Source organism: Serratia sp. Res13-Sevr-LER1-36-b (assembly GCF_015673035.1).
Classification (GTDB): domain Bacteria; phylum Pseudomonadota; class Gammaproteobacteria; order Enterobacterales; family Enterobacteriaceae; genus Chania; species Chania fonticola_C.
This window is the reverse complement of sequence record NZ_JADACK010000003.1, coordinates 48,624-67,644: the sequence shown is the minus strand read 5'-3', so window position 1 is coordinate 67,644 and position 19,021 is coordinate 48,624. Positions and strand designations below refer to the sequence as shown.

At 55.0% G+C, this 19,021-nt stretch carries 13 protein-coding genes; 11 read left to right on the top strand and 2 right to left on the bottom strand.

Annotated features, from left to right (window positions below; translation table 11 throughout):
• Positions 1-2,003, bottom strand: a 2,003-nt coding sequence (locus IMQ33_RS01100; RefSeq protein WP_196061436.1) for a DUF2207 domain-containing protein, incomplete at its 3' end; no start/stop codon positions are given.
• Positions 2,004-2,007: 4 nt separating this feature from the next.
• The gene (locus IMQ33_RS01095; protein WP_196061435.1) at positions 2,008-2,550 is read right to left on the bottom strand and encodes a LemA family protein; all 543 of its coding nucleotides are present in this window, start codon (positions 2,548-2,550) and stop codon (positions 2,008-2,010) included.
• 127 nt (positions 2,551-2,677) lie between these two features.
• Here IMQ33_RS01095 and IMQ33_RS01090 point away from each other — a divergent pair, with 127 nt between their 5' ends.
• The 11 genes from IMQ33_RS01090 (at position 2,678) to IMQ33_RS01040 (ending at position 18,988) form a co-directional block, all read left to right on the top strand.
• Positions 2,678-3,310 (top strand): FMN-binding negative transcriptional regulator, encoded by a 633-nt coding sequence (locus tag IMQ33_RS01090; protein WP_196061434.1) that lies wholly within the window; start codon positions 2,678-2,680, stop codon positions 3,308-3,310.
• 37 nt (positions 3,311-3,347) lie between these two features.
• Positions 3,348-4,301 carry a DNA-binding protein YbiB gene (gene ybiB / locus IMQ33_RS01085; RefSeq protein ID WP_196061433.1) on the top strand — a complete coding sequence of 318 codons (954 nt, stop codon included), beginning with the start codon at positions 3,348-3,350 and terminating at the stop codon, positions 4,299-4,301.
• A 442-nt stretch (positions 4,302-4,743) separates the two neighbouring features.
• Positions 4,744-5,277: a cellulose biosynthesis protein BcsO gene (locus IMQ33_RS01080; protein WP_065686839.1), complete on the top strand. Its 534-nt coding sequence runs from the start codon at positions 4,744-4,746 to the stop codon at positions 5,275-5,277.
• A complete protein-coding gene (gene bcsQ / locus IMQ33_RS01075; protein WP_196061432.1) occupies positions 5,268-6,074 on the top strand; it encodes a cellulose biosynthesis protein BcsQ in 807 nt (268 codons plus the stop codon). Before IMQ33_RS01080 ends, bcsQ begins: the two co-directional genes overlap by 10 nt.
• 17 nt (positions 6,075-6,091) lie before the next feature.
• Complete coding sequence (gene bcsA, locus IMQ33_RS01070; RefSeq protein WP_065686841.1) at positions 6,092-8,203, top strand: UDP-forming cellulose synthase catalytic subunit; 2,112 nt, start codon at positions 6,092-6,094, stop codon at positions 8,201-8,203.
• Positions 8,200-10,623, top strand: a complete 2,424-nt coding sequence (gene bcsB, locus IMQ33_RS01065; protein WP_196061431.1) for a cellulose biosynthesis cyclic di-GMP-binding regulatory protein BcsB — start codon at positions 8,200-8,202, stop codon at positions 10,621-10,623. The genes bcsA and bcsB overlap by 4 nt, the downstream gene beginning before the upstream one ends.
• Positions 10,624-10,659: 36 nt before the next feature.
• The gene (locus IMQ33_RS01060; protein ID WP_196061430.1) at positions 10,660-14,649 is read left to right on the top strand and encodes a cellulose biosynthesis protein BcsC; all 3,990 of its coding nucleotides are present in this window, start codon (positions 10,660-10,662) and stop codon (positions 14,647-14,649) included.
• 2 nt (positions 14,650-14,651) lie between these two features.
• On the top strand, positions 14,652-15,137 hold the full coding sequence (bcsD, locus tag IMQ33_RS01055) for a cellulose biosynthesis protein BcsD (RefSeq protein ID WP_098928057.1): 486 nt from the start codon (positions 14,652-14,654) through the stop codon (positions 15,135-15,137).
• 2 nt (positions 15,138-15,139) lie between these two features.
• On the top strand, positions 15,140-16,171 hold the full coding sequence (locus IMQ33_RS01050; RefSeq protein WP_161711807.1) for a glycosyl hydrolase family 8: 1,032 nt from the start codon (positions 15,140-15,142) through the stop codon (positions 16,169-16,171).
• 261 nt (positions 16,172-16,432) lie between these two features.
• Entirely contained in the window at positions 16,433-17,398 is a 966-nt protein-coding gene (gene rlmF / locus IMQ33_RS01045; protein ID WP_186530747.1) for a 23S rRNA (adenine(1618)-N(6))-methyltransferase RlmF, read from the top strand.
• Positions 17,399-17,683: 285 nt separating this feature from the next.
• Complete coding sequence (locus IMQ33_RS01040; protein WP_196061429.1) at positions 17,684-18,988, top strand: PAS domain-containing methyl-accepting chemotaxis protein; 1,305 nt, start codon at positions 17,684-17,686, stop codon at positions 18,986-18,988.
• Positions 18,989-19,021: the final 33 nt, after the last annotated feature.

The window sequence follows — 19,021 nt, the reverse complement described above, 5'->3', positions numbered from 1 at the left end:
CCTGATGAACTTGAACCGGAGCTTGAACTGCTGCTGGGTGTCGCCATAGACGATGCGGTACAGGAACGACTAAAGCGATTCACGCGCTGCCAGTCTGCGTCGACAAAGGCTTCCGACATAGCCCCGGATTTACTGAGATATTCGGCAAAGGTATTGGCCCAGGTCTTGCCCACGCCGAGCGCTAGCGCCGCCGGTAACAGGCTTTCAAAATGGGAAACCAATTGATCGGGGGGGTAAAGTGCCTGATAACGATTTCTCTCGGCCGTACCCAGATACAGTTTCAGCCCTTGCGCAGTGGCCAAATCATTCAGCCCCCGTTGGGTGTATCGCGGGATCATCCAGCCAAAAGCTATGCATAGCAGAATGGCGGCCAGCAGCGCGCCAATATACCCGGCTGGAAACTGCGTCAGGGGCAACATGCCAAATAAGAAAGCGCCACCGCCAAAGGTGGTCAACGGGCCAAATAGAAGAGCAATAACCAAGGGGATGAACCCAAAAGTATTCCAGGTTTTTCTCGGGCTAAATAAAAATCTCAACGGTAAAGAGAGCAGCAAGATCCCGAACAGCAGGAAAATCAGGGCAGGAATGGTGATTACTGCCGCGCCGAGATTAAACAACGCCCCGCAGATCACCGGGATCAGCAGCATGATATAGACCGCGCGGCGCACCGGTTTACCCCATTTGTTGAATAATTTCTCACGCTGGTCTTCACTGCGTTTTTCCAACCATTTACGGGCATTTTGCATTGGCCGCTGATAGGCCAGGCCGAGGTTGATATTTTTGCGACTGCCGCTAAACAGCAGGCCGAGTAACTGCTTATCGCTGGTGGTTAAGCGCTTGTTATTGTCATCTGGTTGGTACGATAACCATTGTTCATCCGCCGATTGAAACCTGGAAAACCACGGGCCTGTGGATTTGCTCGCTTTAAGCGTGATCGCTGCGCCACGTTTGGCGACCAGCTCCAGCAAATCGCTGCTGAAAGCCACGTCGTCGTACTTACGCTGGGTAATAAACCGCAGATAGCCTGGCGACAGGGTGGTAGGCATCGCATATAGCGGCACAACCGGCGGCATCTTCAAGCCAATTGCGGTCACGTTCTTACGCCACCACCACAAACAATAGACCGTGAGCAGCAGCACTGGTATCCAGATCGCACTGGTTGCCAGCGTGGGTAACAGCAGGTGCACCAACGGTGAAGATGCTTGCGGGGCAGCGGCACCGGCCAGAATATCGCGTGGCCAGGTGTAGACAACGGTCAGTCCTTCGCCTTGGTCCAGCGGTTGCGTGGTTTGCACTCCGCCGTGGGGAAGTATGCTGGCGTTGTGCTCTTTTGCACCCAGCGTTCCGGTATAGACATCGATGGAACGCAGCCGGGAGTCTCTACCTTCGTTATCCAGATAATTACTGGCGTCCGGCAGCTCCAGTTGGAAGCTAGCCTTGGTGATTGGATAGGCCCAATCGTTCCCCGTGACGTTCCAGTAGAGTTCGTCCCACTCCGGGAAACGGCTGAAGTGGTTACTGACCTGATAGCGGATCTGGTAGTTATAAATCGCCGGTTGCAGGATGTGCTCGGCACTACCAATACGCACTGTCAGCGTCTTTGATGTTTTATCCAGGCTATAGGGTTCGGCAACGCCATCGCGCAACACTTCTTTAATCTGATAATCGACGCTGAAAATCTTGCCGTCCTGGCGGTTCCAGGTGAGCGGCAGGGTGCGGAAAATCCCACGGCGTATCTCTTGCCCTAAAGACAGCACCTTGATGTTTTCCCGCATTTCCATGCTGCCGTCCGGGTTAAAGTGCGCATAGGTATCAAATGAGAGAATATGCTCATAGGCACGTACCCAACGGGGAGCACTTGCTGGCGCAGCCTCTCTGTCGGAAGCCTCGGCAACGGGGGCTGCCCCAACGGCGATATCATCAGCCGTAGCTGGCGCGGCTCCTGTCATCAATAGCGATAACACCCATAAAACGCGCACGACCCAACCTGATATTGCAGCCATCGTGCTAGTCCATCCGTGGAACTTTAGCTTCCTCGGGATCTTCGAGTTCGAAGAACGCATCCGCTTTAAAATTAAACAGCCGGGCCAGGATTAAACTGGGGAACGACTCCACCAGAATATTGAAATCGCGCACCGTACCGTTGAAATAGCGGCGTGCCATTTGCAATTGTTCTTCGATCTCTGCCAGAGATTGTTGCAGGGAGAGGAAGTTTTGGTTGGCTTTCAGTTCCGGGTAGGCTTCTGCCAGCGCAAAAATGCGGCTCAAAGCACCAGAAAACTCTTTTTCACTCTCGGCAACCTGAGGGGTGTTGCCAACCAGGTCGCTGCGCTGGCGTGAGAGGGTTTCAAACAGTTCTTTCTCATGCAGAGCGTAGCGCTTCACCAGGGTCAACAGGTTGGGGGCCAGATCGTGGCGGCGTTTGAGCTGCACCGCTATACCGCTCCAGGCTTCGTCTTTGAAACGGCGCAGGGAGATAAAGCGGTTATAAGTCATCACGGCCCAGATCAGCACCACGGCGATCGCGGCCAGAGTGAGATAGGTTTCCATTTTTCATTCCATGTTTGATGGGGAATACATCATTCCATTGTATGTTTATGGATACTATCTTATTCCGCTAGGGTGGGTAAATCTCGCTATGTCCAGCAAGCCCCAATCCACAAGGAAAACCTAAGCCATGTATCAACTAGAGTCATTCCGTGAAGACGATTTAGACGCCCAGATAGCCTTGGTGCGCGCCAATCCTCTGGGGCTGATCGTTAGCCAGGGGCCACAGGGTTTGGTAGCAGATCCGATCCCCTTTCTTATTGATACCGATGAGCAAGGACAGGTGACGCTTAGGGCGCATCTGTCGCGAGGCAACCCACATTGGTCGTTACTGCAAGCTGGGCAAGAATGCCTGGTGGTGTTTCAGGGGGCTGAGGGCTATATCTCGCCGGGATGGTATGAAACCAAGCGGCACACTGGCAAAGTGGTGCCGACCTGGAATTATGCCGCCGTACACATGTGGGGGACGCCAACGGTCACGCAAGATAGCGTCTGGCTGCGCCAACTGCTAACGGAACTGACGGCGGTGCATGAAGGCAATCAGCCGCAACCTTGGCGTCTTGACGATGCGCCAGCGGAGTATATTGCCGCCAATATCAAAGGTATTGTCGGCATCGAAATCGCCGTCACCCGGCGTGAAGGGAAATGGAAAATGAGCCAGAACCGCAGCGCTGCCGATATAGCCGGGGTGATTGACGGCCTGCGAATCGGTGACGATTACCAACAGCAACTCGCCGATGAGGTTGAGCGCCGTCGCGGATAAGGTATGCTTAGTGCAAATGTTTTCTGCAGAGCGAACGATGGATTACAGCAAAATTATCAAAGAAATAGGCCGTGGCAAGAATCATGCGCGCGATCTGGATCGGCAAACGGCTTTTGAGCTCTATCAGGCGATGCTGGCCGATGCCGTGCCACCTCTGGAGTTGGGAGCCATCCTGATCGCCATGCGTATCAAGGGGGAAGCCGAGGAGGAAATGCTTGGCTTCTATCAGGCGATGCAACAGCAGGTGATGCGGTTGCAACCCCCACAGGGTCGCCCGATGCCGGTGGTGCTCCCCAGTTATAACGGCGCTCGTAAACAAGCCAACCTGACGCCGTTACTGGCACTGTTGTTGGCCAAAGTCGGGCTGCCGGTCGTGGTTCACGGCGTAGTGAATGACAGCACGCGCGTCACCAGCGCAGAGATTTTCCGTGAGCTTGGGGTGCCATGGTCTGAAGATCCCCAGACTGCCCAACGGCGTTTGGACGGCGGAGATGCGGTGTTTATCCCGGTGTCGGCACTTGCGCCAGCGTTGGAAAACCAGCTTGGCTTGCGCTGGAAGATGGGCGTGCGTAACAGCGCCCACACGTTGGCAAAATTGGCGACGCCATTTGGTGAGCAGGACGTGTTGCGCATTGCCAGCGTTTCTCATCCGGAATACGTCGAGCGCGTTGCCTCATTTTTCTGCCAGATCGGTGCACGGGGATTACTGATGCATGGCACCGAAGGGGAGGCTTACGCCAATCCGCAACGCTGTCCAAAAATCCACTATATCGTCGGTGGTGAGCAGCAGATTTTGCTGGAACGGCCAGAACAGGATGCGTTAGCTGAGGTGCCTGCCGCCAAGGATGCCGCAACTACGGCGCGTTGGACTGAACGTTGTCTGGCTGGCGAGGTTGCCATTCCCGAGCCTATCGCTCGGCAGGTTGCCTGTTGCCTGGTCGCTACCGGCCAAGTGGAGACATTGGATCAGGGGCTGGTCAGGCTGCGATAATCTGCCTTATTACCTTCTATTACCAGGGGCGAATACCTTTGCCCCGAGTATTTATCACTGCTGTGCTGGTTATTTTTAGTAAAAAAATCTCAAATACCAGACTATATATTACTAACCACTTAATTTATGGCATAAGCTGGTGGGTTATGTGATAAGACGGGATAAAAACGTTTAAAACTCAGTGTATAACTTTAAAGAAGTAGATTACACTCAGCTCATCAGCTTTGGGGTCTTGCATGATTTTCCATCGATTGCGGAGGTTTGCTCCGTTTTGGTTGTAAAAAAGGACTTGTAAGCTACTCTATCTAAACCATAAGAAGAGAAGCGCTTAAAATACATAGACGGTTTTCCATTATGTATTTGGGTTATAGATCACGTTATTTTACATTCGTGATTTGTATGTATTCATACAGTGCCAAGTGTAATCTTATAGGTCTGGATTATGAGTAAATATGATGATGTCCAAGGATTTAAAGACAAGACAAATCTCAAAGAGATTGATTATAAAGAATTTCCTCACGACGATGTGGCATCGGCCCCGCACCGCTGGTCTATAGTAGATCAGGTGGCAGGTAATGGTGGCATCCCTGCCAACAGCTCGCAGCCAACGCCGATCAATAGTACGGATCTCTCTTCCAGTGCGCCTTTAGGGTTCGAGCCTCCTGCACAGCCCAAGGCGGTGATAACAGAAAATACCGCCTTGCCCGGCCATATTCCTCATAATTTTGATCGTTTTGCTCCGCCGGTGGAGCCTAAACTCACTAAAATCGCCCAGCCGGAAAGCCCGCGTGACGTTCTTGCTCAGGGTAACCCTTTTATTTCCCCTGCAAGCGTTCCGCCGTCCGCTCCGCAACCAGAGAACCAACGTTTTAAGCAGATGTTCAGCAAGAAAACGTCCTCTGCCGGTGAAGTGATGGACGCTGGTCGTAATACGTTACTCAAACCACTTTTAGAGTCTATTGCCTCATGCCGTTAGTCTGTGTTTGTTCTCCGAAAGGAGGGGTAGGGAAAACCACGGTTACTGCTAATCTGGCTTATGCATTGGCCCGTAGCGGCAGTAAGGTTTTGGTTGTCGATTTCGACACGCAGAATGCGTTAAGGCTGCATTTTGGCGTGCCTATTTCTGATAACCGAGGTTTTGTTGCCCACTCGGCAAGTTTATCCGATTGGAGCCAGTTTATTCTCAAAGTTGGGCCGAACCTGTTCGTTTTACCTTACGGTGATGTCACTGATGATCAGCGCCTTCAGTTCGATGACAATCTGCTCAATGAGCCAATGTTCATTCAACGTGGCCTGAGTGCGGTACTGAAGATCCCCGGTATGGTAGTGATCGCCGATATGCCGCCGGGGCGCAACGCGGCAGTGCAGGCCATGCAGGCAGCGGCGGACATGCGCATTATGGTATTGCTGGCCGATACTGCATCGCTCAGTTTATTGCCCACTATTGAGCAGCATAAGTTTATGAGTGCGCCCGCCAGCAAGGAAGTCGGCGAGTATTATGTGGTAAACCAGAGTGACATGCGGCGTACGTTGAGCAGGGACGTGACGCAATTCTTCGAACATCGGTTGCAAGACAAATTACTAGGAACCATCCACCGCGATGAGTGTGTCCCAGAGGCCAACGCATCGCAACGGGCGATCATGGATATTAGCCCAGTGTCGGCTGCCGCATTTGATATTGAGCAGATCAGTAAAAAGGTCGCAGTAATTTTAGGGCTTAGTGTTGGAGATGGTACGTATCATCATACTACGTCTATTTATGGCTCTTCGTAAGGATTGTCTGGTTAGTTATGAATAAAATACTCTTTTATTTCTTACTGCTGTTGGCCTTACCGTTTATCCTACTGATTATCATTGCCCCCATGAGCAGTGATAATCAGTATATCTTTGGCCTGATCTGCATTGCGATAGTGTTTATTTTAGGGGTGAGTAAAAGCAAAAAAGTTACCCTGGTAATGATTGTGATGTCGACCCTGATGTCATTACGTTACATCTACTGGCGCGCGACAGAAACCCTGCATTTCAACAGTACCCTAGAGGCCGTACTGGGTATTGCCTTGTTTATCACCGAACTGTATGCCTTGGTGATATTGCTGTTTGGTTATATTCAGACTACCTGGTCATTAAAACGCACTATTGAACCGCTGCCCGACGACACGTCGCTATGGCCAACGGTAGATGTCTATATTCCTACTTACAACGAAAGTATGGACGTGGTGCGCGACACTATCCTGGCGGCGCAGTGCATTGACTACCCGAAAGACAAGATGAAAATCTACGTGCTGGATGACGGCAAACGTAATGAGTTTGCCGTATTCTGTGCCGATGCGGGCGTAGGCTATATTACCCGCAACAATAACCACCATGCCAAAGCGGGCAATCTGAATAACGCGATGAAAGTGACTCAGGGTGAATTGATCACCGTGTTTGACTGCGATCACGTGGCAACCCGCGCCTTCTTGCAGGCGACGGTCGGCAGCTTCCTGGTGGATGAGCGCCTGGCATTGATCCAGACCCCGCACTATTTCTATTCGCCGGATCCGTTTGAACGCAACCTGTCAGAGGCGAGCAAAGTCCCTAACGAAGGCGCACTATTCTATGGGCCGGTGCAACAGGGTAATGATAACTGGAACGCCACGTTCTTCTGCGGCTCCTGTGCCGTGATCCGCCGTTCGGCGCTGGAAGAGGTGGGCGGTTTTGCGGTAGAAACCGTGACCGAAGATGCTCACACCGCCTTGAAGATGCAGCGCCGGGGCTGGAACACGGCATTCCTGGCATTGCCATTGGCTGCCGGGCTGGCCACCGAACGCTTGGGGCTGCACGTGATCCAACGTACCCGCTGGGCGCGTGGTATGACGCAGATCTTCCGGGTGGATAATCCCTTGTTGGGGCGCGGCCTGACCTGGCAGCAGCGTTTATGCTATCTGAACGCCATGCTGCATTTCCAGTACGGCTTACCCAGGGTGATATTCTGCGTGGCACCGCTGGTTTATCTGCTGTTCAACCTCAATATCATCGCCTCCTCCGCCGGGTTGATTTTCGCCTATGTGTTACCGCATCTGGTGATGTCGATCTATATCAACTCCAGAGCCAACGGACGCTATCGCTATTCGTTCTGGGGGGAAATCTATGAAACAGTGATGTGTTTCCACCTGGTGATACCGACCCTGTTGACGATGATCTCGCCAAAGCACGGCAAGTTTAACGTGACGGATAAAGGCGCGTTGCTGGACGTTAACTATTTCGACGCCCATATTGTCCGGCCGCATATTATCGCCGTGTCCTTGCTGTTAATCGGTAGCGCCTGGGGCGTGATCCGCCTGGTGATGCCGGATCACTATGGCGCTAACCCGCAGGTTATTTGGTTAAATATTGCCTGGGCCAGCTTCAGCATGATTATCCTGCTGGCCGCCATTGCCGTAGCGCGGGAGACTCGCCAGGTCCGAAAAACCATCCGTATCGATGCTACGTTGCCTGCTGTGCTGTATTTTGCCAGCGGCGCGGCGATGCGTACCGAAACCCTGGATCTCTCGATGGGTGGGGTCAAATTGAAAACGCCGGATGAGCGCTTCCTCAACGATCCAATCGAAGAGGTGGAAATATCGCTCAAGTCCGGCGCCGTCAGTTTCCCGGTTGAGCTGATCGATGCCGACAAGTCGGTGACCCGCTTAATGTTCAAAGAGATGCCGATTGAAAAACGGCGGGAATTGGTACGGGTGGTATTGGCGCGGGCAGATGCCTGGATCGAGACCAAACCTTTCCCACAGGATCGGCCACTGCGTTCGTTGTTGGGCGTCTTGCGCTGTATTTTCGAGTTTTTCTATTTTTCCTGGCGCGATCGTCGGGCCAAAAAGCAGCAGAAAAGGCCTGAGCTAAAGCGGGATAAGGAACAAGCCCTATGAGCCGGGTGAAAACTAAGTTGTCGACAGGCAGGTCTACGCTCATTGCCCTGGTCAGCGGCCTGATGTTGGGAATGGGGCTTTCTAGTCTCGCCCTTGCGGCCGATCCGCAGCCTGCGCCGTCCCATGCCAGCGATGCTGTCGAGATGCCAGGTTTTCCTACCTTGCCGCGCCCAACAGATGCTCCACCAGCGGCAGTGCCGAGCAGTGCTGAACAAACTGCTCCGCTTGATATCGCTACGCCACCGGTTACCGTCTTCAATCAGTCGCTCGCTTCCACGCTCAGCGTGGGCGAGATGGGGCAAACCACGGGATTGACGTTGAGCAACTGGCAACAGCAGTCCGGCTTCACCTTTACTTTACCCTCGGACTGGGTGGTAACGGACGGCAATCTGGTGCTGGATCTCGACATTTCCCCGGCCCTGATAGGAACCGATACCGAGCTGCAACTGATGCTCAATGGGCAACCCTTGAGCACCCAGAAGCTGAACCAATTGCATGAAGGCAAGGTCAGTTTGCAGGTAGCGATCCCGGCCGCCATGATCGTAGCGCGCAACAACCTGAGTTTCAGCATTGGCAATGGCAGCAATGCGGCCATGTTGTGCGAAAAGGGGGCGGCCAATAAATATTGGCTCAAGGTGCTGCCAACCAGCCAGTTACATCTGGAAAACCAGGTGCTGAATATCAGCCCGAACCTCGGCCGTTTCCCCAATCCGTTCTTCGATCCTCAGGCCATGCAACCCACCCTGGTGGACGTGATCTTCAGCCAGGAAAAACGGCCAGAGGAGGTTGCCGCCGCCGCTATCGTCAGTTCTTATCTGGGGAAAGTCACGCGCCATAACAACCTGGACTTTCAGGTGTTGCAGGATAGCTTGCCCGAGCAGAATGGTATTATCTTTGCGCGCCCTGGAGAGCAAATTGGCCAACTGACGCTGCCACAGGCCGAGGGACCGACCCTGCAGGTGATTGATAACCCGCTGAACCCGGTTTACAAGCTGCTATTGGTGATGGGGCGTAACGCCACAGAGATGCGCCAGGCAGCCTATCGTCTGGTCAGCCAGCCTTTGCCGGAGAAAACCGCGTTGCTGGCGGTGAAGCCGGTGACTATTCCGCTGCGCCAGCCCTACGACGCCCCGCGCTGGATCGATACCAGCAAGCCGGTCAGCTTTGATAAGCTAGTGGCCAGTAATGAGGAACTGACCGTCACCGGCGTTTATCATGACGCGGTGCGCGTTGCTTTCCGTGCCGCCCCGGACCTGTTTATGTGGGATGGCAGAAACGTCCCGCTGCAAATCAACTACCGTTTCCCCACCGACAACTGGATCGATGAGAATAAATCCCAGCTCAGTGCCACGCTGAATGGCACTTTCCTGCGTAACCTTTCGGTGAACAAACGCGGACTGCTGGAGTTGCTGTGGCACCAGTTTGGCGGCGATATTCGCCAGGAACAATACACCTTGGCCCTGCCACCGTATCTGATTTACGGCGACAACATGCTGGAGCTTTATTTCTCTATCGTGCCGAAAAACGGCGCCTCCTGCGATCCGGCGGATAGCAATACCCTCAAGAGCCATATCGGGCCCAACTCGTATATTGATCTGAGCGATACCTACCATTTCACCGAGTTGCCCAATCTCTCTTATTACGTCGGGGCCTCCTTCCCGTTCTCCAAGCTTGCGGACTTCTCGCAAACCGTGCTGTTAATGGCGGAAAAACCCACGGCCAACGAAGTACGCGCGCTGTTGAACCTAACCGCTCGCTCAGGCGCGGCTACCGGCAGCTCGATTGGCAATGTGGATATCCGCTTTGGCCTGCGGGGCAACGAGAACGAGTTGGACGACTTCAAGGGCAAGGATGTGCTGGTGGTCGCCTCACTGGCTCAGCGCGCCTTCTATCAGCGGCTGTTGCAACAGGTGCCTTTTGCGCTGAACGATAGCGGCGGGCTGGTGGTGAAGGCGCAGTCTACGCTGGAAAAACTGCAGTCCTACCTGAAAGGTAACTGGCGGACCCAGGGCATCGACGCCGATCGTTATCTCTCCTCAGTGACGGACTGGCGTGGATTTTTCAGTTTCCGTTCCGGTTGGGATCCGCAACGGGTAGTGGTGGTCGCCAGCGCCTCTTCCGATGATGGCCTGAACAAGATCTATGGCGATCTGAAATTGGCCCGGCTCAACGCCGGGGTGCGTGGCGATCTGGCGGTGATCACCGATCAGAACGGCGTACGCAGTTTCCAGGTTGGCGAACAGTTCCCGAGCGGGGAGCTACCCTGGTATCTGATTTTTATCTGGTATGCCAGTAAACATGTGGTGCTTTTATCGCTGACCGTGTTGGGGATTTCCGTGGTGTTGGGGCTAGGGCTGTATATTTTGCTCCGCAAGCATGCCGCCAAACGCCTGGGGAGAGATGCAGAAGATGAAAGTTAAAACACGTCTCGACCAGAAGCTAGACAGGAGCCGCCAATGAACCTATTGCTGAAAAAGAAACTGTATTGGGTCTCTCTGGCAGGGCTGACGATTTTTTCGGTGTCGGCGTTGGCGGATGACAATAACCCGGCGCTGAAAGCCCTGTTTCAACAGGCGGCTTACTGGCATGACAAATCGCATGACGAGCTGGCCCAGGGGGCGTTGCAGAAAGTCCTGTTGATCGACGAGAACAACGCCGAGGCAATGTATCTGCTATCCCTGTATGCCATGCAGGGCGGGGATAAGGCCAAGGCCGAAATCTGGCGCAAAAAACTGAGCGCCGTCGTGCCTAACGATCCTCGTCTCCAGGCGTTGAGTAACACCGAAGCCGCTCCGTCGGTCTCCAAGAATCTGTTAGCACAGGCTCGGCAGTTGGCGGCCAAGGGGGAGTTTGCCCAGGCGGCTGCGGCCTATCAGACGGTGTTCAACGGTAAGACACCGATCGATAACCTTGCCAATGAGTATTACCTCACCTTGGCGGGGTCACCGGCAGGCAGGCAGGAGGCGATTGACGGCCTCAAACAGCGGCTGGCTATTCAGCCCAATGACACTCAAACCCGTGTGGTGCTGGGCAAGGTGCTGACCTATCAGGAATCGACCCGCCGTGAGGGGATCGATATGTTGGCGGCGATGGCCCCTGGCAATAATGAGGCGGACCAGGCGTTGAAACAGGCGCTGCTGTGGCTGGCACCGCAACCGGCTGACAAGCCGCTGTATGATGCCTATCAGCAACGGCACCCGGCAGACAAGGCCGTGGCGGGCTATTATCAGCAGACTATTGCCGGCTCGGCCAAAGGCGTTGGGTTCTCCGAACTGAATAAAGGGGATCTGGGCAGCGCCAAGGACCAGTTTGCCGCTATCCTGGCCAGCAACCCGAATGATGGGGATGCTCTGGCCGGGATGGGATTTACGGCGATGCGCAGCGGAGACTTCGCGCAGGCAGAAAATTATCTCACCCAGGCGGCAAAACAGGGCGGCCCACAGAGTGCACAGTGGGGAGCTTTGGCTCAGGAAGCGGCGTTTTACGCGACATTGGACAAAGCCAAGCAGGCTGCCAACGCAGGGCAATTGGATGAAGCCCTGGCGATCAGTGCGCCCCTGAGCCGTGCCACAGGGGATAAAGGCAACGCGGCGACGCTGTTCCGGGCCGATCTGGCTCGTAAGAAAGGGGATTTCATGGCGTCTGAGCAGATGTATCGCGGCTTGCTGACGCAAAATCCGCAGAATAATGATGCCAGGCTGGGGCTGTATTATTTGTTGCAGCAACAGCGTGACAAAGGCCCGGAAGCTGCCCAGATACTGCAAACGATTCCAGCCGAGCAACGACCTAAAGTCCCGCAGGCGGTGGTGGGGGTGAATGTCGATCCCCAGCGCAGGCAGGCCGAGGCCGCCATGCAGAATGGCGATCCGCAGCGAGCGATGATGATCCTGCAACAGGCGCTGGAAAAGCAGCCATCGAACGTTTGGGTGCGGCTGGATATGGCACGCATCCTGAACAAACAGGGGCAAGAGTTGCAGGCGCAAACCCTGATCTCCCCGCTGATGCAGGTTGGCGCTTCGCCAGACAGCCTGTACGCGGCAGCGCTGTTTGCCTCGGAACGTAACGACTGGCTGAACGTTTCCACCCTGATGGCGCGTATCCCGCAAGGGAGGCAGAACAGCAGCATGCGGGCTCTGGTGGCCACTGCGTCGGCCAACCAGCAGCGGGCCAGTGCAGAAAGTTATCTTCGCCAGGGCAACACGGCCAGCGCGGCGGCCATCTTGCGGCAGTTGGCGCAAAAGCCGCCGACTGAACCCGCGGCCCTTGGGGAGCTGGCAAAAGATTTGATGACGGTGGGGGATACCTCAACGGCGGTCCAACTGGTGCGTGACAACATGCGTCTGGGGGTTAAAGGCAATGCGGGTGATTACGCGGCCCAGATCGCGGTGCTCAATCAGGCCGGGTTAAGCCAGGAGGCCGATGCCTGGCTGAATAACCCGGCGTTGCGGGCGCGCAGTTCAACCCGCGAGATTGGCCAACTGCGCAACGGCAGCGTGATCAATGAGGCGGATAAACTGCGTTTACAGGGGCAGTACAGCGCCGCGTATGACAAGCTGATCGGCGCGTTGCAAAACGATCCGCAAAATACCGATATCATGCTGGCGATGGGGCGTCTCTATCAGTCTGGCAATATGAACAAAGAGGCCGGGCAGGTTTACAACTACCTGCTCAGCCGTGACAGCCTGAACCAGGGCGCGCGCGAAGGCGCCGTTGGGGTCGCATTGTCCGATGGCGATGTCGATCGGGCCAAACAGTTGCTGCGCGGCTTGCCTGCGCTTAAAACGCCGGATCAGTTGCTGCTGGCGGCGCGCGTGGCTCAAGCGGACGGTAACTATCCACAGGCGATGGTGTTCCTGCGCGAGGCGAAAAACCGAGTCAATGGCGTAAGCGGTGCGCCAGGCGGGGGGCCTGCAGTGATTGGCGGTTTGCGGCTGGCGGATAATCCGTTTGCCGCGCAGAGCACGGCATCGTCGAGCGTGAATACCTCTTCCTCGGCTTACGGTGAGGTGCTGCCTTGGCAGGTTGCAGCCCCGGGTTATGCTCGCGCTCCAACTGCGGTGGTGAAAAATCCTACCTTGCAGCAGATTGATAAGTTGATGGACGAGGTGCAGGGCAAGACTGCCACCTGGGTACAGGGGAATATTTCTCTGCGTGATAACAGCAGTGGTGAAAACGGCCTGAGTAATATCACGGAAGTGAGAAGTCCGATCACCCTGTCAGGCATGCCGTTCGATAATGGCAGGCTCAGTGTTGATGTGACGCCGGTGATGCTGAAATCCGGTACGCCATCCGACAGCGCCAACAGCCGTTTTGGTACCGGGGCGCTGCAACAGGCCAGGGCTATCGAGGCCGCAACTCAGGCCTCAGTGATTGCCTCACAGACCTCAATTGCTGCCGCACAGGCCGCCGATCTGCGTTATCAGCAACTGCATGCTACCCGCGATAGCCTGTGTTCTATTGACGCCACCTCGCCAGAGTGTGCTGCCGCCACGGTGGCGCAGGATCAGGCCTTTAACGAAAGGCAGACGCTGGCTGGCCTGGTGACACAGCCGAAGACCTTTGGCCCTAACGATATCTATGCCGATTCACCGGGTCAGCAGCAAGATACCGGGGTAGAGCTGGCGTTAGCACTAAGCGGTGACAGCTATAAGTTGGACGTGGGCAGTACGCCTATGGGCAGCGGTATCAGTTCGGTGGTGGGAGGCGTGAAATGGTCACCCAAGCTGACCGAGCACTCAACGCTGGATATGACACTTGAACGCCGCGCGGTAAAAGATAGCCTGCTCTCCTATGTCGGGACCGAAGATACCATTACCGGCAAGAAATGGGGGGCGGTGACCAAGAACGGCGGTGGCGTAAATCTTGGATACGATGATGGCGTGCTCGGAGCTTACGGTGGCGCGGGTTATTACAGCTACGTGGGTGATAACGTGGCGGATAACCATAGTGTGACCGGCATCCTGGGAGCTTACATCCGCCCTTATAAGGATGATGATAGCGAGCTGAAGGTGGGCGTTAACGTCAACTATATGGATTTTGACAAAAACCTCAGCTACTTCAGCTACGGCCAAGGGGGTTATTTCAGCCCGCAGGACTATCTCAGCATCTCGCTGCCGGTGGAGTACACCAAAAAGCAGGATAACTTCACTTATATTCTGAGCGGCAACGTCGGTTATCAGACCTATAACAATCAGGAAAGCCTGTATTATCCGAACGATCCGGATCTTCAGTCTCAGTTGGAAAGCCTGGTCAGCCAGGGTTACGGCAAAGAGGCCAGATATGCCAGCGAGGACAAGAGTGGCATTGGCTACAGCCTGAAGGCGGGGGGGACCTATAAGGTCACGCCAAGCGTGTTGGTTGGGGGGCAGTTGGGTTATGACACTTTCGGCAGCTATTCCGAGAGCACGGCTTTGCTCTATTTTAAATATCTGTTAGATGGAAAATAACCATGCAAGATATTAACACTACCGGGTATGAGCTTGATTATTATCGTCAGCGTCAGTTTAAGGCGGGTTGGCAGGATCTGATCGAAGTGGTTTTTTCCGGCATTCTGGCTTCTGCTGATGATGCGGACAGCCGCGATTTTCTGCGTTTGATGGGGAGTAACCTGGCGAAGAAGCTGCCATTGCCGGAGGCGGAAACGGTGGGAGAGCTGGAGGATGCTCTCAATGCCTTACTACGCCAGTTTGACTGGGGCAGGGTGCAGATTGAGGCCAATGGCGAACAGATGGTCCTGACCCATTATGCCTACCCGCACAGTGCCGATCCGGCCAACGAAGACGTCTGGGCACTCTCTTTTGCCACGGTGCTTGAGGGGGCCTATGACGCCTGGCTGCTGGCTCAGGGCGGTGAGGCGCATGTTTCCCTACGCTGGCGCAGCCCGGCCAAGGATAACACCCTGGTCTTTTGCTACAGAAACGAGCAACGCAGGTAAACATGATGGCGAAAAGCAGGTTTGGTAGGCTCCGCGTACTCCTGCTTTGGCTGGGGTTGGTGTTGTCCCTTGGTGCCCAGGCTGCCGACAGCGGTTGGGCGCAATACAAACAGCGTTTTCTATTAGCTGACGGACGGATTGTCGATAGCGGCAATAACAACGTCAGCCATACCGAAGGGCAAGGGTTTGCCATGCTGTTGGCGGTCTACAATGACGACCGTCCTGCGTTTGACAATCTCTGGCAATGGACCCGCAAGACTTTGTATCGCCAGGATATCGGCCTGTTTTCCTGGCGCTATGAACCGGGGAAGGCGGTGCCGATAGCCGATAAAAACAATGCCACCGATGGCGATATCCTAATTGCCTGGGCCTTGTTGAAGGCGGGGAAACGCTGGAATGTGCCTGCTTATCTCGCTTCCTCGGCGCAGATACAGCAAGCCCTGCTCAAACATACCGTCATCGACTATGCCGGATATCGGGTGATGTTACCCGGTGCTAACGGTTTCAGGCAAAACGGTTCAGTGATCGTTAATCCTTCCTATTTTGTCTTTCCCGCCTGGCACGCATTTTACCAAGAAAGCCATTTGCCAGCGTGGAAAAAGCTCATCGACGATAGCATGACCATGGTCAGCCGAATGCGCTTTGGCAAACAGCATCTGCCCAGCGACTGGGTCACGCTACGGGCCAATGGGCAAATGGCTCCGGCTAGCGATTGGCCACCGCGCTTTGGTTTTGATGCGGTGCGGGTTCCGCTCTATCTCTATTGGGACAAGGCCGACAGCCTGTCACTGAGTCCGTTTGCCAGCTTTTGGCGCGGCTTTGATCGCCGGGCGACACCGGCCTGGTTGGATGTGCTTAGCGGCCAGCGCGCCGAGTATAATCAAAGCCCGGGAATGAGGGCGGTCAGGGATCTGACGGTGGGAGATCGGGGGCCGCTGAAAGATCGCCTGGCACCCGATGAGGATTACTACTCTGCCAGCCTGCACCTGCTGGCCTACTGGGCACAGCGCAGCCAGCTTGTCCCCTCACCCTAACCCTCTTCCGCAGGGAGAGGGAGCTGATAGCCCCTGCTCGTTTGGAAGTAAAGAAGTAGTCTCAGCAAACTCGATCTCCCCCCTCATCTAAGGTGAGTCACTCTAACTTCAAGCCAACTCGTGGGGAGAGGGTTAGGGTGAGGGGCGTTGCACCGCTCCCGTCATCCTACCATTTTGGCGCATTTCGCCTCAGCGGCAAGCGCCTCGCCGGGCTTTATGCTATCTTACGCGCCAGAAAACCCTTTCAGAGAGCCCGTCACGGTGGAAAAAAAGAAAAGTTTCCCGCAGCAGAAAAGCGGCCTGCATCCGCGCAATCGCCATCGCTCACGCTATGATTTCCCTACCTTGATCGCCACCTGTCCGGGATTGGAACCCTTTGTGAAGCCCAACGCCTGGGGCGATATCTCGGTGGATTTCGCCGATCCTGCCGCGGTGAAAATGCTCAACCGTGCCTTGCTGATGCACTTTTACGGCATCGAACATTGGGATATCCCGGCTGACTATCTTTGCCCACCGATCCCAGGGCGTGCTGACTATCTGCATCACCTGGCCGATCTGCTGGCGACCAGCAACGGCGGCGAGATCCCGCGTGGTAAAGGCGTGGCGATCCTGGATATCGGCGTGGGGGCCAACTGTATTTACCCGATCATCGGCCAGCGCGAATATGGCTGGCGCTTTACCGGCTCGGAAACCGATCCGGTCTCGCTGGGGGCTGCCAAGATGATAGTGGCCATGAACCCGACGTTAAAAAATACCGTGCGCCTGCGCCAGCAGAAACAGCTGGAGTGTATCTTCAACGGCATTATCGGCGTTGCCGAGCGCTTTGATGCCACCTTGTGTAACCCGCCGTTCCACGGTTCCGAGCAGGAAGCGCGCGCCAGCACCCGCCTCAAGTTGCATAAGTTGGGCAAAGGGGCGGTGGCAGAAAAGCCGGTGCAGAACTTCGGTGGCAAGAACAACGAACTGTGGTGCGAAGGAGGCGAAGAGGCCTTTGTTCGCAAGATGGTTGAAGAGAGCGTCGGCAAAGCCAAGAACTGCCTGTGGTTCACCTCGCTGATCTCTAAAAACACCACGCTGCCTGCCATTTATTATGCGCTCAAGCAGGCTGGGGCCGCTGAGGTGCGCACCATCGAAATGGCACAGGGGCAGAAGATTAGCCGCTTTGTGGCCTGGACCTTCCTTGATGCCGAGCAGCAAGCCGCCTGGGCGGCAGAACGCTGGCAGTAATTGCCCGACCGTTGCCGGCGAGATCGTGCCGGCAACGATTATTTATTCTGTCGTTCCTTTCATTCTGTCTGGCTTGCGTTATCCTCAATATTGTTAATAAATTCCACGCTGCTCATTAGTTAAAAAAACAATAATTACCTAGCTTAATAACCGTTTTTATCCAGTTAATCTGGAGCATTGTCGTGCGCAATGTTCAGGGCGATAGCGCGCTTACTGGCGAGCAATAGATGCAGAAAAAATAGAGAGTGCTTGCCGTTAACTCCATCTGCCAGAAGGATTTACCCGATGTTTTTAAACCTCCGTCAGTCAAGCAGCCCGTGGCGTGCCGAATTGGACGCCATTGAAGATGCGGTAGCGATGATCGTATTTAAACCCGACGGCATCGTATTACGTGCCAACGAACTGTTCTTGCAAACTATGGGGTTTGAGCGCCAGGAAGTCATTGGTCAGCATCATCGTATTTTCTGCGATCAAAGCTATGTCGCCAGCCCGGCCTATCAGCGGCATTGGCAAAGGTTAAATAGCGGCGAGGCCATTACCGATAATATCAGGCGTATTCGCAAGGGCGGTGAAGTGGTCTGGCTGCAGGGAACTTATACCCCGGTGTTAAATAAGCACGGTGAGGTGGTGGAGATCATCAAGATCGCCAGCGAGGTGACCAGCCGTATCATTCAGGCTCAGGAGCATCAGAGCCTGTTAACGGCGCTGAATCGCTCAATGGCGATGATCACCTTCTCGCCAACCGGCATTATTCTGGATGCCAACGACAATATGCTCGATCTGATGGGCTATCGGCTGGAAGAGGCACGCGGCCAGGCGCACAGCATACTTTGTACGCCGGAGTTCGCCGACTCTGACGAATATCATCAGCACTGGCAACGGCTGGCCCAGGGGGAGTTTTTGACCGGGCGTTTCGAACGCCTCAACCGGCGTGGGGAGCGGGTATGGCTGGAGGCCAGCTATAACCCAATCATCGACAATGAAGGGCGGGTATTAAAGGTGGTGAAAATTGCCCAGGACATCACCCGCGAGACTTTCCAACAGCAGCATGAAGAGGAAATGGTGCGAAATGTTCACCATCTCTCCCTGGGGACCGATAAAACCGCTGCTCAAGGGGCGATCATTGTTCAGCAGGCGGTGCAGGGCATGCAACAGGTAGAGGTGGCCGCGCGGCAGACCTCGGACGTGGTCAGCGACTTGGGGCGCTGTTCGCAACAGATTGGCAATATGGTTGAGGCGATCCGCAAAATTGCCGCCCAGACCAATCTACTGGCGATTAACGCCTCGATCGAAGCGGCGCATGCGGGGGAGCATGGGCGCGGTTTCTCGGTAGTGGCTAATGAGGTGCGTACCTTGGCCGAACAGTCCCGTAAGGCGGCCAGCGAGATTGAGCAAGTCACCAAAACCATTCAGCAAGGGGTAACGGCTGCAATCAACAAGATGGTGACCTGCGTGGAACAGGCGGGCGGCGGCGTGGCGCTAGCCAAGGATGCCGGGGAGGTGATCAATCAGGTCAATGTGGGCATGCAGGACGTGGTCAAGCTGATGCAGGCGTTTACCTCGGTCAAACAGGGTGATGTGATCCACTGAGGTTCTGTATCTGAGGCGGTTAAACGGACGCAG

Coding starts and splice junctions, on each gene's coding strand:
- IMQ33_RS01095 (WP_196061435.1), bottom strand. CDS start 2,550: ATGGAAACCTATCTCACTCTGGCCGCGATCGCCGTGGTGCTGATCTGG.
- IMQ33_RS01090 (WP_196061434.1), top strand. CDS start 2,678: ATGTATCAACTAGAGTCATTCCGTGAAGACGATTTAGACGCCCAGATA.
- ybiB (WP_196061433.1), top strand. CDS start 3,348: ATGGATTACAGCAAAATTATCAAAGAAATAGGCCGTGGCAAGAATCAT.
- IMQ33_RS01080 (WP_065686839.1), top strand. CDS start 4,744: ATGAGTAAATATGATGATGTCCAAGGATTTAAAGACAAGACAAATCTC.
- bcsQ (WP_196061432.1), top strand. CDS start 5,268: ATGCCGTTAGTCTGTGTTTGTTCTCCGAAAGGAGGGGTAGGGAAAACC.
- bcsA (WP_065686841.1), top strand. CDS start 6,092: ATGAATAAAATACTCTTTTATTTCTTACTGCTGTTGGCCTTACCGTTT.
- bcsB (WP_196061431.1), top strand. CDS start 8,200: ATGAGCCGGGTGAAAACTAAGTTGTCGACAGGCAGGTCTACGCTCATT.
- IMQ33_RS01060 (WP_196061430.1), top strand. CDS start 10,660: ATGAACCTATTGCTGAAAAAGAAACTGTATTGGGTCTCTCTGGCAGGG.
- bcsD (WP_098928057.1), top strand. CDS start 14,652: ATGCAAGATATTAACACTACCGGGTATGAGCTTGATTATTATCGTCAG.
- IMQ33_RS01050 (WP_161711807.1), top strand. CDS start 15,140: ATGATGGCGAAAAGCAGGTTTGGTAGGCTCCGCGTACTCCTGCTTTGG.
- IMQ33_RS01040 (WP_196061429.1), top strand. CDS start 17,684: ATGTTTTTAAACCTCCGTCAGTCAAGCAGCCCGTGGCGTGCCGAATTG.